The organism is Pandoraea pnomenusa (genome assembly GCF_000767615.3).
GTDB classification, from domain to species: Bacteria; Pseudomonadota; Gammaproteobacteria; order Burkholderiales; family Burkholderiaceae; genus Pandoraea; species Pandoraea pnomenusa.
On sequence record NZ_CP009553.3, the window covers coordinates 1677472 to 1691607 of the forward strand.

At 66.0% G+C, this 14136-nt stretch carries 9 protein-coding genes; 6 read left to right on the forward strand and 3 right to left on the reverse strand.

Going from position 1 to position 14136, the window contains the following annotated elements:
* Window positions 1-59 precede the first annotated feature (59 nt).
* Window positions 60-1343 carry an aspartate carbamoyltransferase gene (locus LV28_RS31710; protein ID WP_023871850.1) on the reverse strand — a complete coding sequence of 428 codons (1284 nt, stop codon included), beginning with the start codon at window positions 1341-1343 and terminating at the stop codon, window positions 60-62.
* Window positions 1344-1478: 135 nt separating this feature from the next.
* Here LV28_RS31710 and LV28_RS31715 point away from each other — a divergent pair, with 135 nt between their 5' ends.
* The 4 genes from LV28_RS31715 to LV28_RS31730 all read left to right on the forward strand — a co-directional run bounded on the left by LV28_RS31715 (window position 1479) and on the right by LV28_RS31730 (window position 6960).
* Window positions 1479-2414: a LysR substrate-binding domain-containing protein gene (locus tag LV28_RS31715; protein WP_023595090.1), complete on the forward strand. Its 936-nt coding sequence runs from the start codon at window positions 1479-1481 to the stop codon at window positions 2412-2414.
* 109 nt (window positions 2415-2523) lie between these two features.
* Window positions 2524-4527, forward strand: a complete 2004-nt coding sequence (locus LV28_RS31720) for an aconitase family protein (RefSeq protein ID WP_038618216.1) — start codon at window positions 2524-2526, stop codon at window positions 4525-4527.
* A 356-nt stretch (window positions 4528-4883) separates the two neighbouring features.
* Window positions 4884-6302, forward strand: coding sequence for an MFS transporter (locus LV28_RS31725; RefSeq protein ID WP_115344552.1), 1419 nt, complete (start codon window positions 4884-4886; stop codon window positions 6300-6302).
* A 64-nt stretch (window positions 6303-6366) separates the two neighbouring features.
* Window positions 6367-6960, forward strand: a complete 594-nt coding sequence (locus LV28_RS31730) for a class I SAM-dependent methyltransferase (RefSeq protein ID WP_023871847.1) — start codon at window positions 6367-6369, stop codon at window positions 6958-6960.
* A 52-nt stretch (window positions 6961-7012) separates the two neighbouring features.
* On the opposite strand, the gene LV28_RS31735 is transcribed toward LV28_RS31730, so the two are convergent.
* Complete coding sequence (locus LV28_RS31735; protein ID WP_038618213.1) at window positions 7013-7936, reverse strand: LysR family transcriptional regulator; 924 nt, start codon at window positions 7934-7936, stop codon at window positions 7013-7015.
* A 143-nt stretch (window positions 7937-8079) separates the two neighbouring features.
* Here LV28_RS31735 and metE point away from each other — a divergent pair, with 143 nt between their 5' ends.
* Together metE and LV28_RS31745 are read left to right on the forward strand one after the other, a co-directional pair.
* Complete coding sequence (metE, locus tag LV28_RS31740; RefSeq protein ID WP_048806405.1) at window positions 8080-10416, forward strand: 5-methyltetrahydropteroyltriglutamate--homocysteine S-methyltransferase; 2337 nt, start codon at window positions 8080-8082, stop codon at window positions 10414-10416.
* Window positions 10417-10696: 280 nt separating this feature from the next.
* On the forward strand, window positions 10697-11290 hold the full coding sequence (locus tag LV28_RS31745) for a hypothetical protein (RefSeq protein WP_023595097.1): 594 nt from the start codon (window positions 10697-10699) through the stop codon (window positions 11288-11290).
* A 41-nt stretch (window positions 11291-11331) separates the two neighbouring features.
* On the opposite strand, the gene pepN is transcribed toward LV28_RS31745, so the two are convergent.
* The gene (gene pepN, locus LV28_RS31750) at window positions 11332-14043 is read right to left on the reverse strand and encodes an aminopeptidase N (protein WP_038618211.1); all 2712 of its coding nucleotides are present in this window, start codon (window positions 14041-14043) and stop codon (window positions 11332-11334) included.
* Window positions 14044-14136 lie beyond the last annotated feature (93 nt).

Here is a 14136-nt window from a genome sequence, read left to right on the forward strand (position 1 = left end):
GGCGGTGTCTGAAGTCCGTCCCGGAAGCCTCCGCGACGCGCGGCCGGCACGTTCGTCGCTCAGTCGATCGCGTCGAACAAGGCGTCATCCGGACCGATGTGCGACGGTGCACGCCAGGCGGCGTCGCGCATGCTGTGCTGCACCTGCTTGTCCACGCCGAGCAGCACGGCGAAGATCGCCATGCGCACCGGAATGCCGTTATCCGTCTGACGGAAGATTGCCAGGCGCGGGTCGTGGTTCAGGTCGGTCGACAGGTCGTTCGCGCCCGGACGACTGTCGCGCGGCAGCGGATGCATGATGATCGTGCGGGCGTCGCAGTACTGATTGATCAGCGCTTCGTTGATCTGGAAGTCAGGCGTATAACCCTCGATCGCCTCGTCGGCGAAACGCTCCTTCTGGATGCGCGTCGCGTACACGACGTCGGCTCCCGTCAGGTCGGCGAGCGAGTTGCTCTGCACGATCACGTGACCGTTCTGCGAGATCTGGTCGAGAATGTACGTCGGCATTTCCAGCGACGGCGGCGAAATCAGCGTGAACTTCAGGCCGCGGTACAGCGCGAGCAGCTTGATGAGCGAATGCACCGTGCGGCCATAACGCAGATCGCCGACCATGGCGACGTGCGCGCCGTCGACCAGTTTGCCCAGACGCGAGAACTCGCGACCGATCGTGTACAGGTCGAGAATCGCCTGGCTGGGGTGTTCGCCGGGACCGTCGCCGCCGTTGATGACGGGGATGTTCGTGGCGCGGGCGAATTCCGCGACCGATCCCTTTTCCGGGTGACGCACGACGAGCGCGTCGACATAGCCACTCATCACGCGACTCGTGTCGTAGATCGATTCGCCCTTGGCCATCGACGAGAACGTGAAGCCGGTCGTGTCGCAGACCGACCCGCCCAGGCGGCAGAAGGCGGCGCCGAAGCTCACGCGGGTGCGGGTGCTGGCCTCGAAGAACAGGTTGCCCAGCACGGCGCCCTCAAGCACGCGCGAGATCTTCTGGCGGCGCGCGATCGGTTGCATGATGTCGGCGACGTGAAACAGCTCTTCGAGCGAGTCGCGCGAGAACTGGTCGACGGAGATCAGGTGCGGCTTGCCGTCGAGGCCCATGCGTTCGCGCAGCGGCTTGTGTGCGCTTTGCGTAGATTCCGCGGACGGTGCTTCACGGCCGAGGATTTCGCCCACGAATTTCTCCACGATGCTCGGCATCGTGCGATATTCGCTCGAATCCTCAGGCAGCAGCCAGGTGTCGAGGGCGCGCCGGCGAACGCCGATGCGCTCGGCGAAGCTGTCGCGGGTCATGTTCAGGCGACGCATCGCGTCGCGCAGGAAAGTCTGCTGTGCACTCATGGTCGGGTCGGCAGGGCTGTGTACGCGATGCGTATAATAGGCGTCGAATCGTTGTTTGTCCAGCAAAAGACGTGCTCCGCGTGGAGCCGCGCCGGCCGGGCGTTTCCGGCAATTCCGATGTGTTGTCCGACGGGTATGGAAAACCTTCTCCGCAAGCTTGACCTCACTTCTTTGCGCCTTTTCGTGGCCGTCTGCCAGGAGCGGAGCATGGCGCGCGCGGCCGAGCGCGAATTCATCGCGCCGTCGGCGATCAGCCGACGCATCGCCGACATCGAGGCGATCGTCGGGCTGCCCTTGATTCAGCGTCATCAGCGCGGCATCACCGTCACGCCGGTGGGCGAGACGGTGCGCCGCTACGCCGAACGTATCCTGGGGACCATCGAATCCCTGGGGGCCGAGCTGTCCCAATTCCATGAAGGCGCGCGCGGGAGCGTGCGCATTGCGGCGAACCTCTCGGCCATCGTGCAGTTCCTGCCGGAAGACCTCGCCGCGTTCGGCCGCGTATTTTCCGCCGTGGACGTCGAACTCGACGAGCAGCACAGCAACGAAGTGCTTCAGCGCGTGGCCGAACGCGCGGTGGACGTGGGCATCTGCAACGCCGTCGAAGGCATCGAGGCATTCACGATGGTGCCGTACCGTCGCGACCGACTTGCGGTGATTCTGCCGGTGGGACATCCGCTGGCCGCGCGTACGGGCGAGATTCCGTTCTCGGCCTGCGTTGGCGAGACGCTCGTGGGGCTTCAGGGCAACAGCGCCCTTACGCAGTTGCTGCGTCAGCAGGCCAGCGCGGCGGGCGCGTCGTTGCGCATCAAGATCCGGGTGTCGAGTCTGGACGCGCTGTGCCGCATGGCGCACGCGGGACTGGGCATCGCCATTGCGCCCGAGCAGGTCGGTCAGTTGTATGTCGGCAAGCTCGACGTGGTCGTGCGCCCGCTCACCGATGAGTGGGCGCACCGCCAGCTCTGGCTCGTGTTCCCGTCGCGCGAGCAGTTGAGCGCCACGGCGTCGGCGGTGGTCAATTTCCTCGCGCAAGGGCAGGGCGCCGGCGGCGTGGCGCACGTCAAGGGGTAACCCCGCGCGGTCGCGCCGACCCTTCGCAATCTGTCACGCCGGGCTTGCCGAGACGGCACGGCAGGCGCGTGGCCCGGCCGCTATGCTGTCTTCCGGAGGTAATTGCCGCATGGAAGACACCATTCGTTTCGACGGTCGCATTCTGTTCCTGTCCGACGACCCTGCCATCGTGCGTCGTCAGTTGGCCGGTGAGTCCCTCGCCCGCGTCGACGCCGGTCGGCTGCGCGACAACGTCTCGACCGACGAAATCACGCCCGTCACCGTCATGCTCACTTACGATGAGCGTCTCGGGCGCTACCCATACGTCGGTTTCAAGGCGGGAAACGAGATGCCCATCGGCGAGCACGACGTGCGTCGCGGCGGCTTCCAGGTCACGGTCGCGGGCAAGCGCTACGGCAAGGGCTCGTCGCGCGAATCGAGTCCGCTCGCCGAGCTCAGTGCCGGCATTCGCCTGATCGTGGCCGAGAGCTTCGAGCGCATCTATCAGCAGAACTGCGACAACATCGGCATTCTGACCACGACCGACGTCAGCGTTCTCGATCGCATCGCCGCCGGCGAGCCGATCCCCATCACCGAGTTTCTCAAGGGGCGCGACGCCCTCACGCAACAGATCATCCGCAGCGGTGGCCTGCTTGCGTTCAGCAAGTTTGCCGACTGGCCGGCGCCCGCCATCGACTCGGACGACGAGGCGAATGCCGGCGATCCGCCCGCCCGCACCCTCGTCGAGAAGATCATGGCACGTCGGCTGCATCCGTCGACGCCCGGGCTCGCCCACGGCGACGGCGTATTCCTGCGCGTGGACTGGCGCTTCTCGCACGACTACTTCACGGGTATGTGCGCGCATCTGATGCACCGTGCCTTCGGTGAACCGGCGGCATTGCACGACCCTGCACGCATCATCGCGTTTCAGGATCACCTGGTGCTGGCCGGGCAAAGCGTGCCGCACGCCACGCAGGGGCTGCTGCCGGGCGTGGCCAATCTGACGAGCGGCCACCGCGACTTCGTGGCGCGATATCCCGTGCTGGCGCATGGCGAACGGGCGGCGCAGGGCGGGCAGGCAGGCGATGGGACGGATGGTGCCGATGGTGCCGATGGGGCGGACGGCATTTGCCATGCGCTGATGGCCGAGCGCTACGCGCTGCCCGGACAGATTGTGATCGGCACCGATTCGCACACGCCGCACGCCGGCGCGCTGGGTTGCCTGGCCTTCGGCGCGGGCGCGACAGATGTCGCCAACAGCTGGGTTACCGGTTACGTGCGCTGCAAGGTGCCTGAGACGCTGCGTGTCGAGATCGACGGTGAACTGCCCGCCGGTGTCACGGCCAAGGACGTGGTGCTGCACCTATTGCGCCTCGATGCGATTCGCGGCGGCGAGGCCATCGGCGTCGTGTTCGAATACGCGGGAAGCGCGGTGCGCGCGATGTCGATCGACGAGCGCGCCACGCTCACCAACATGGTCGCGGAGCTTGGCGGCTTCACCGGGATCGTTGCCCCCGACGAGAAGACGGTGGCCTTCCTCAAGACCCGTCGGGGCGTCGATATCACGCTCGAGCCGTGGATGACGAGCGACGAGGGCGCGCGCTACCGCGATGTGATCCGTGTCGACGCCGGGTCGCTCACACCGATGCTGGCGCGCCCGGGCGATCCGGGCAACGGCGTGGCGCTTGCCGAGCTCGTCTCGCCCGTGGCCATCGACATCGCATACGGCGGCTCGTGCACGGCGGGCAAGCGCGACGACTTCGACGCCTATCACGCCGTGCTCGCCTGGGGCGTGGCGAATGGGCTGCGCGTGGCCGACGGCCGCCGGCTGTTCCTTCAGTTCGGCACCATGGACGTTCGCGCCTATTGCGAAGCGCAGGGCTATCTCGCGACATTCGAGGCGGTTGGCGCCACGCTGATCATGCCCGGTTGTGGCGCGTGCGCGAACTGCGGGCCTGGGCAGTCGACATCGGCCGATCAGGTCACGATCAGCGCCATCAACCGGAATTTCCCGGGGCGTTCGGGGCCCGGCAGCGTGTGGCTGGCGAGCCCCTATACGGTGGCCGCCAGTGCGCTGGCCGGACGTATCGCGAGTTTCGAGGAACTGAAGGCAGCGGCTGCCGTGGCGGACTGAGGGCGCGGCGTCGACGGCATCGGCACGGTGATTTCGATGGATGAGGCGGATGCCGCGGTTGGACGAATTCGTGGAAGGCTGAGCTGGGGGCGGGCGGGAGATTGGCATGCCGTGCTGCCGTCGGTCGGCATCATAGTTTTTTCGTAGTGCGTGATAAAGCTTGGCAAAGGTGACCGGCGCGGTGTCGTTCGTGGCACAATTTCGGCCTCGTGCCTGTCGATTCATGGTGTATCCGGCGTTCCGGCGACCGTTGGCGAACGCCTTCGGGAAGGTGCTGCGCGATGCCGGCCAATGAGCAGTTCGGCCATGACCGAACGGGCCCGGAGACGATTTTCATGCCATCCCCCGACGTTTCGATGCCTTCCATGCTTCATACCGGCCAAGCGGTTTGCGCGGCCACCCACCCGACTGCCGGCGACATTTCCGCCCGCCTCGACCGACTCCCTCCGACCCGCACCGTGTGGAAACTGGTGGTGCTGCTCAGTCTCGGTTTTTTCTTCGAGCTTTACGATCTGCTGTACACCGGCTACGTGGCGCCCGGCCTCGTGAAGAGCGGCATCCTCACGCCGACCACGCCGGGCCTGTTCGGCACCACGGGGGTCGCCAGTTTCATCGCGGCGCTGTTCTCGGGGCTGTTCATCGGCACCATCGCGTGCGGCTTCCTCGCCGATCGTTTCGGACGTCGCGCGGTGTTTACGGGCTCGCTGCTCTGGTACACCGCGGCCAACATCATCATGGCGTTTCAGGAGACGGCCACGGGCCTGAACTTCTGGCGCTTCGTGGTGGGCCTCGGCATCGGCGTGGAGCTGGTGACGATCGGCACCTATATCGCGGAGCTTGTCCCGAGGCAGATTCGCGGACGTGCATTCGCCTGCGAGCAGGCCGTGGGCTTCACGGCCGTGCCGGTCGTCGCGTTTCTCGCGTTCTGGCTCGTGCCGCGCGAATTCCTCGGGCTGGAAGGCTGGCGCTGGGTCGTGCTGATTGGCGCGCACGGCGCGGTGTTCGTCTGGTGGATTCGCCGGGCGCTGCCGGAAAGCCCGCGGTGGCTGGCGCAGAAGGGGCGGCTGGACGAGGCGGACCAGGTGCTGCGCGAGCTCGAGGCGAAAGTCGAGCGCGAGTATGGCCGACCGCTGCCGCCGCCGGGCGAGCCCGAGCCGGTGGTGCCCAAGCGCGCGTTTCGCGACATGTGGGTGCCGCCGTATCGCAAGCGCGCGATCATGATGATCCTGTTCAACATCTTCCAGACGGTCGGCTTCTACGGCTTCGCCAACTGGGTGCCCACGCTGCTCATCAAGCAGGGCATCACCGTGACGACGAGTCTGGCCTATTCGAGTGTGATCGCGCTGGCGGCGCCGGTCGGCCCGCTCATCGGGCTATGGATGGCCGACAAGGTCGAGCGCAAACATGCCATCGTCTGGACGGCCGGCATCGGCATCGTGTGCGGCCTGGTGTTCTCGCAGGTGACGTCGTCGGTGCTGCTCGTCGCCATGGGCATTGGCCTGACGCTCGCGAACAACATCATGTCGTACAGCTATCACGCGTACCAGACGGAGTTGTTTCCCACCGGCATTCGCGCGCGTGCGGTCGGTTTTGTTTATTCGTGGAGCCGCTTCTCGGCGATTTTCACGGCATTCCTGATCGCATCCGTGCTGCGCAACTTCGGTGTGACGGGTGTTTTCGTCTTCATTTCGTGCGCGATGCTCGTGGTCATGCTTTCCATCGGCCTGATGGGGCCGCGTACCCGAGATCTCGCGCTGGAGACGATTTCGCAGTGAGGCAGACAACCCTGGCGTGACGGCGAAGGCGCGCCGTCGCGCGCGAACTTCCGGAGATCGGACCATGACGGACCTGAAAACCGAAGCGGCCTACGAGGCCAATGCCGTGCGTTACAGCGAGGACTGGCTCAACCAGCCGCCGCCCGACGACATGTATGCGTTGCTGATGCGGCACTTCATTGCCGGCGGCCGCACCGTCGACGTGGGGTGCGGCAACGGGCGCGACGCCGCATGGCTGGCGCGTCAGGGGTTCGACGTGGAGGGATACGACAGTTCGCCCGCGCTGATCGAGCTCGCTCGCAAGACGTTCCCATGGGTGCCTTTCCACGTGGGCCGGCTGCCGTTGCTGGAGAACGTGACAGGCCAGTTCGATAACGTCGTATGTGAGACCGTGCTCATGCACCTGCCCGCCGCGCAGGTGCCGCAGGCCGCCGACCGCCTGTGGACGCTCGTGCGTCCGGGCGGCGTGCTCTACGTGTCATGGCGCGTGACCGAGGGGGCGGACGTGCGCCATGAAGACGGCCGTCTCTACAGTGCTTTTGCGCCGGACGTCGTGCGTGCCGCGTTGCACGAGGCCGTCGTGCTGCACGAGGAGGATGTGACAAGCGCGAGCTCGGGCAGGCGCGTCTGCCGTCTGATCGTGCGCCGGCCCGTCTGAGTTTTCGGCGCGCCGCGCCTTCCGGCCCCCTGAGGGTTCGGCGTGTCGAGGATCAGAGCAATTCGATTTCCGGTAGCGTCAACAGGCTCGTCTCGCGCATGAGCGATACGAACTCGCCGATGTACGGCCGGGTCGTGACGCTCGGCAGCGTGGCCGCCCACAATTCGGCGGTCAGCCCATCGGGCGTGATCGGCCGCGCGCTCACGTAGCGCCGTTCCAGATAGCCCGTGACCGCCCAAAGCGGGAGCGCGGCCAGGCCGCGACGACTCGCCACCAGTTGCAGAATTGCCACGGTCAGCTCGGTGGTGCGGCGCGTCGGTTCGATGCCGGCGGGGCGCAGTACCTGACGCACGATGTCGAGCATGTCGTCGGGCACGGGGTACGTGATCAGCGTCTCGTCACGGAAGTCCTCTGCCTCGAGACAGGGCTTCGCGGCCAGCGGATGGTCGTTCGCCATGAGCGCCATCATCTGGAAGCGGAACAGCGGGTGGAAGTCGACGGCTTCGCCCTCTTCGTGCTCCGAGATGATCGCCAGATCCGCGCGATCCTGATGCAGCAAGCCGATCGGGTCGGCATGGAAGCCCGACACGATGTCGAGCTCCACCTCCGGCCAGCGCAGGCGAAACGCATCCATCGCCGGCATCAGCCAATCGAAACAGGTGTGACATTCGACAGCAATACGCAGCGTGCCCTGCGTGCCTTGCGCCAGCCGGGTGAGGTCGCGGCCCGCCTCGTCGACCGCCGGCACCACCTCTTCGGCCAGGGCGAGCAAGCGCTTGCCCGCGGGAGTGAACACCAGCGGCGACGACTTGCGCACGAACAGCGGCAACCCGTAGAAGTCCTCCAATGCCTTGATCTGATGCGACAGCGCGGACTGTGTCAGGTGGAGCCACAGCGCGGCGCGCGACACGCTGCCGGTATCGCGCAGCGCGAGCAGCGTTTGCAGATGACGCAGTTCAATGGGGGTTCTTTGCATGAATAAAATTAATAATATTCGCTAAAAACTTTCGTTTGAATAATACACGGGCCGCCGGGATACTGCCAGCCTGGGCGGGAATTGCCCGCCAGCAACGACGTCGCGACGTCGCCCCATTGGAATCTCCCGGAAGGACAACGCACATGGCTCAGGCCCACGTACTCGGATTGCCGCGCATCGGCGCGCAGCGTGAACTCAAATTCGCCGTGGAGGCTTTCTGGCGTGGCGAGATGGACGTGGCGGCGTTGCAGGATGTCGGGCGGCGCATTCGCGCCGCGAACCGGCGCGCGCAGCGCGACGCCGGCCTGGACTGGATTGTCGTGGGCGACTTTCATTGGTACGACCAGGTGCTCTCCACGCTCGCGCTGGTCGGCGCGTTGCCGGCACGCTTCGGCGCCTCGCCTGCGGCGCTGACGCTGGCCGACTACTTTGCGGCGGCTCGCGGCACAGCGGCGCAGGGCGCGATGGAGATGACGAAGTGGTTCGACACGAACTACCACTATCTCGTGCCGGAGTACTCGCCGCAGACGCGCTTCGGCACCGGTACGGAGTGGTTCTTCGAGGAAGTGACAGAGGCGTTGGCCGAGGGCGATAACGTCAAGCCCGTGCTCCTCGGGCCGCTCTCGCTGCTGTACCTCGGCAAGGAAAAGGGCGGGCTGGCCGACCGCCTCGCATTGCTCCCCGACCTGCTCGCGCAATACGAGCGCGTGCTGGCGCGTCTCAAATCCCTGGGGGTGCAATGGGTGCAGATCGACGAGCCGATTCTCGCGCTCGATCTGCCGACGAACTGGAGCGAGGCGTTCGCGCCGGTGTATGCGCGGCTGGCGCCCGTGGCGCCGTCGCTGCTGCTCGCCACGTATTTCGGCGACGTGACCGAACATCTGTCGTTGCTCACCGCATTGCCCGTGTCCGGCCTTCACCTCGACGGCGTGCGTGCGCCGAAGCAACTCGAAGCGTTTGCCCGGCAATGGCCGCGGGACAAGGTGCTGTCCGCCGGGGTGGTCGATGCGCGCAACGTCTGGCGCTGCGATCTGGCCCGCGCGGGCGATATGCTCGCACCGCTGGCCGAAGCGCTGGGCGAGCGGCTGTGGGTCGCTTCGAGCGGTTCGCTGATGCACTGCCCGGTCGATCTGTCGAGCGAATCGCGCCTGGACAAGGAAGTGCGCAACTGGCTCGCGTTTGCCAGGCAGAAGCTCGACGAAGTGGCGCTGCTGTGCCGCTCGCTCGACCCGGCCGAATTCGCTCGGGCCGACGTGCGGGCCGCCTACCTCGCGGACGCCGCGGCGCATGCCGCGCGCCGCACATCGCCGCGCATTCACAACTCGATGGTGCAAAGGCGTCTGGCCGCGCTGACCGAATCGGATGCGCGCCGCCGGTCCGACTATCCGGTGCGCGCCGTCGCGCAACGCGCCTGGCTCAAGTTGCCGGTGTTGCCGACGACCACGATCGGTTCGTTCCCGCAGACGGCGTCGATCCGCGCGGCGCGCGCGGACTTCCGGCGTCGCGCGTTGTCGCATCTCGATTACCTCGAGACGATGCGCGAGCAGATTCGCCTGGCGATCGAGAAGCAGGAAGCCTACGGGCTCGACGTGCTGGTCCACGGCGAGGCCGAGCGCAACGACATGGTGGAGTATTTTGGCGAACAGCTCTGGGGATTCGTCATCACCGAACATGGCTGGGTGCAGAGCTATGGCTCGCGCTGCGTGAAGCCGCCGGTGATCTATGGCGACGTGTATCTGCCCGAGCCGATGACCGTCACCTGGAGTGCCTATGCGCAGCAACTGACCGACAAGCCGGTCAAGGGCATGCTGACCGGGCCGGTGACGATGCTGCAATGGTCGTTCGTTCGCGATGATCAGCCGCGCGAGATCACTGCCCTGCAGATCGCACTGGCACTGCGCGAGGAAGTGGCGGCACTGGAGAAAGCCGGCGTGCGCGTGATCCAGATCGACGAACCCGCATTGCGCGAAGGGCTGCCGCTGCGAGAGCGCGACCGGGCGGAATATCTCGAATGGGCGGTCCGCGCGTTTCGTGTGTGTTCGTGCGGCGTGGCCGACGAGACGCAGATTCATACGCACATGTGCTATTCGGAGTTTCACGACATTCTGCCGTCGATCGCGGCGCTCGACGCCGACGTGATCTCCATCGAGACCACGCGCTCCGACATGGAACTGCTCGACGCGTTCGAAGCATTCGACTATCCGAACGAAATCGGCCCGGGCGTGTACGACATTCACTCGCCGCGTGTGCCGTCACAGGCGGAAATCGAACGGCTGATCGAGGCGGCGCTCGCGCGAATTCCGGCCGAACGCCTGTGGGTCAATCCCGACTGCGGCCTGAAGACGCGCGACTGGACTCAGGTCGACGCCGCGCTTGCAAACATGGTCGCGGCGGCCAAAGCCATGCGTGCGCGTCTCGCATCGGCGCGAATCCAGGCCGAGGTGCAAACCCGGCTTTGCACTCAGGTCCAGGCTGCCTGAGAGGACCTTTCGGCCGATATCTGCTGATATCGGTCTCCTCCTGCGCGCGACCGATTCCGCCAGGCACCGGCGGCATCGTTTCGGCCGCGCGTCGACGCGATGCGCTGTCACCTGTCAGGGTTGACAGGTGCGTAACCGAGGGGCGTTGCCTAAACTGCGCAGCAAATAGCGCGCGTACGAAATAAGTGACGACGACGGCGTGATGAGGGGTATCGCCGGCAAAATCAATGACGCGCGCGGCAACGGCTTTCGGTTCGAGGCAGAAGTCGGGAGGTAGCGCATGGATGAGTTCATTCTCACGCGCGGTCAGCTCGTCGCGCCGTTATCCGTGGACCGTTGCTATCCGCGCGTCATGATCGATGCACAGGGGGTCTCCGAGCGCGAGTCGGTGCACGCTGACGGTTGCATGCGGGCCTGCTTTTACGAGGATGGCGACAGGAAGCCGTTTCGGCCTGTCGATGTGCGAATCGATACGGTAGACGGCTCGCCCTTCTGGTGGTGCGTGCGCGGGGAAGTGCGCTCACCCGTCGCGTCGCATGCGGCATTCGACGAAGTGCTCACGCTCACCTTCCGCTCGAGTCTGCTCAATGGCACCCATGCGGTGGGGGCGCCGCCCGGCGCGGACGTCATGCTGATCTATCGCCTGATGTTTCGCGATCCACCGGCCTATCCCGGGCGGGATGTCTATGTGGTCGCGGGCGCGACGAGCGGCACGGTGACACTGGGCAACGATCCTGCCAATTACCTCATGGCCGGGGCATTCGGCGAAGCGATCATTCAGGTTCCGGCGCTGTATCCGCTGGTCGGGACCGGGCCACGGTGGCCGTACGACCTCTGCATCAAGGGAGGGTATTTCGAAGTCATGCGGCCGTGACGCGTGCAGGCGTCGGGCCGCATGACCGGTGGATCGTCGGATCAGGCGAGGGCCTTCTCGACGATCTCGCGCACGTCCTTCGACAGTGCCTTGTGATCCCCGACACGCTGCAGTGCCTCGCGCATGCGCTCGCGCAGGGCCGGCGTGTACTTGCGCCAGCGATCGAGCACGCGGGCCAGGCGCGCGGCGACTTGCGGGTTCAGTGCGTCGAGCGCCAGTACCTGTTCCGCCCAGAACTGATAGCCCGAGCCGTCTGCGGCGTGGAACTGCGCCGGGTTGCCGCTGCAGAAGCTGAAGATCAGCGAGCGCGCGCGGTTGGGATTCTTCAGCGTGAACGCCGGGTGACGCATGAGCGCACGCACCGCATCGATCACGCAGTGGCTGCCGTCGCCGCGCTGCATTGCCTGCAGTGCGAACCACTTGTCGATGGCGAGCGGCTCGTGCTCGAAGCGCTGATAGAAGTCGACGAGCGCTTCGGCGGCGTGATTCGGGCCGTGCGCGGCATCGCCGTCGCGGGCGGCGCCGCCGCGCTGCACGAGCGCGGTGAGTGCGGCGAAGCGGTCCGTCATGTTGTCGGCTTCGTCGTATTGGGTGCGCGCGGTTTGCGCCACGCCCGCGTCCGAGAGCTCCATCAGATACGACAGCGCGAGGTTCTTCAGTGCGCGCTCGCCGGCCGACGCGGCGTCGGGGCGGTACGGACCGGGCACGCGATGGTTGTGATACGCCGCGAGCCACTCGGTGTGCAGCGACGCCGCGAGGCGTTGGCGCAGATATTGGCGCGCCGCGTGAATGGCCGCCGGGTCGATCTCGGCCATCTGCTCGCCCAGATACGACTCGGCCGGCAGCGTGAGCGCCTGTGCGCGGAAGGCGGGGTCGAGCGTTTCGTCGCGCAGCACCTGGCGGAAGGCTTCGAGCACGTAGCTGTCCACGCTCGGCAACTGCCCCATCTGGATCGACTCGACCAGTGCCAGCAACTGACGCGTGGCCAGTCGCTGGCCAGCTTCCCAGCGGTTGAACGGGTCGCTGTCGTGCGCCATCAGGAACGCGAGTTCGTCGATGGTGTACTCATGCTCGACGATCACCGGCGCGGAAAAGCCACGCAGCAGCGAGGGCATCGGTGCATGCGGCACGTCGACGAACGTGAAGCTCTGGCGCTCCTGCGTGAAGTCGAGCACGCGCGTGGTGGCGGCCGGTGTGTCGCCCGCGTCGTCCGCCAGATGCAGCGGCATGTCGCGCCCGTCGCGATCGAGCAGGCCGACAGCGAACGGGATATGGAACGGCTGTTTGATCAGTTGGCTGACCTGCAACTCCACGCCAACCTTCGGACAGCGCTGCGTGAGCGTCAGCGTGTAGGTGCGCGCGGCCTCGTCGTAGACGGCGTCGACGGTGACGCGCGGCGTGCCGGCCTGGCTGTACCAGCGGCCGAACTGCGTGAGGTCGCGCCGGTTCGCGTCGGCCATCGCGGCGCGGAAGTCGTCGCAGGTCACGGCCTGGCCGTCGTGGCGCTCGAAGTACAGGTCCATGCCGCGGCGAAAGCCGTCGCGACCGAGCAGCGTCTGGTACATGCGCACGACCTCGGCGCCTTTCTCGTAGACGGTGACGGTGTAGAAATTGTTGATCTCGACGTAGCTCTCGGGGCGCACCGGGTGCGCCATCGGACCGGCGTCCTCGGGGAATTGCGCCTGGCGCAGCACGCGGACGTCGTCGATGCGCTTGACCGCGCGGCCCGACTCGGAGCCCATCATGTCGGCGGAGAACTCCTGATCGCGGAACACCGTCAGGCCTTCCTTCAGGCTCAGCTGGAACCAGTCGCGGCAGGTCACGCGGTTGCCGGTCCAGTTGTGGAAGTACTCGTGGCCCACCACGGCTTCGATGTTGCCGAAGTCGTCGTCGGTCGCGGTGGCGGCGTCGGCCAGCACGTACTTCGTGTTGAAAATGTTCAGCCCCTTGTTCTCCATCGCGCCCATGTTGAAGTCGCTCACGGCAACGATCATGAAGCGGTCCAGATCGAGCACGCGGCCGAAGCGCTCCTCGTCCCAGCGAATCGAGTTCACGAGGGAGTGCATGGCGTGCTCGGTCTTGTCCAGATCCTGCGGCTGCACCCAGACCTGAAGCAGCTTCTCGCGCCCGTCGCCGGCGACGATGCGCTCCTCGCGGCAGACCAGGCGTCCGGCCACCAGCGCGAACAGGTAGCTGGGCTTCTTGAACGGGTCGTCCCAGATGGCGAAGTGACGGCCGTCGGGCAGGTCGCCCTGGTCGATCAGGTTGCCGTTGGCCAGCAGGACGGGATACGCCTCCCGATCGGCGCGCAGCGTCACGGTGTAGGTGGCCATCACGTCGGGGCGGTCCAGGAAGTACGTGATCTTGCGAAAGCCCTCGGCTTCGCATTGCGTGAAGAAATTGCCGCCGGAGACGTACAGCCCCATGAGCGACGTGTTCTCCTGCGGCCGGCAACGTGTCACGAGCGTGAGCTCGAACGTCTCGGGGGGGCCTTCGATCGTGAGCGTTTCCTCGCCCGTCCGATAGCCGCCCCACGGCTTGCCGTCGAGTTCGAGGCTCACCAGTTGCAGTCCCTGGCCCACCAGTTCCAGGTCGCCACCGGCGCCGGCCGGGTTGCGGTGCAGCCGCATTCGGCTGGTCACCGTGGTGACATCGGGGGCAAGATCGAAGTCGAGTTGGACGGTGTCGATCAAATACGCCGGGGGCGTATAGTCGGAGCGTTGGATGACACCTGCAAGGTCGGTTCTGAGCATGGACGGTATTTCACGGACGGCCAAGGATTCATAAATTGTAACGGAGTGGCGGGCCATTCGCGTCCGGCGTCGAAATTTGCTGAATTTTGGTGC

What these genes read in the sequence shown, in the direction of transcription:
- LV28_RS31730 (WP_023871847.1), top strand. Translation starts at nt 6,367, where the DNA reads ATGACGGACCTGAAAACCGAAGCGGCCTACGAGGCCAATGCCGTGCGT.
- LV28_RS31710 (WP_023871850.1), bottom strand. Translation starts at nt 1,343, where the DNA reads ATGAGTGCACAGCAGACTTTCCTGCGCGACGCGATGCGTCGCCTGAAC.
- LV28_RS31735 (WP_038618213.1), bottom strand. Translation starts at nt 7,936, where the DNA reads ATGCAAAGAACCCCCATTGAACTGCGTCATCTGCAAACGCTGCTCGCG.
- LV28_RS31715 (WP_023595090.1), top strand. Translation starts at nt 1,479, where the DNA reads ATGGAAAACCTTCTCCGCAAGCTTGACCTCACTTCTTTGCGCCTTTTC.
- metE (WP_048806405.1), top strand. Translation starts at nt 8,080, where the DNA reads ATGGCTCAGGCCCACGTACTCGGATTGCCGCGCATCGGCGCGCAGCGT.
- pepN (WP_038618211.1), bottom strand. Translation starts at nt 14,043, where the DNA reads ATGCTCAGAACCGACCTTGCAGGTGTCATCCAACGCTCCGACTATACG.
- LV28_RS31745 (WP_023595097.1), top strand. Translation starts at nt 10,697, where the DNA reads ATGGATGAGTTCATTCTCACGCGCGGTCAGCTCGTCGCGCCGTTATCC.
- LV28_RS31725 (WP_115344552.1), top strand. Translation starts at nt 4,884, where the DNA reads ATGCCTTCCATGCTTCATACCGGCCAAGCGGTTTGCGCGGCCACCCAC.
- LV28_RS31720 (WP_038618216.1), top strand. Translation starts at nt 2,524, where the DNA reads ATGGAAGACACCATTCGTTTCGACGGTCGCATTCTGTTCCTGTCCGAC.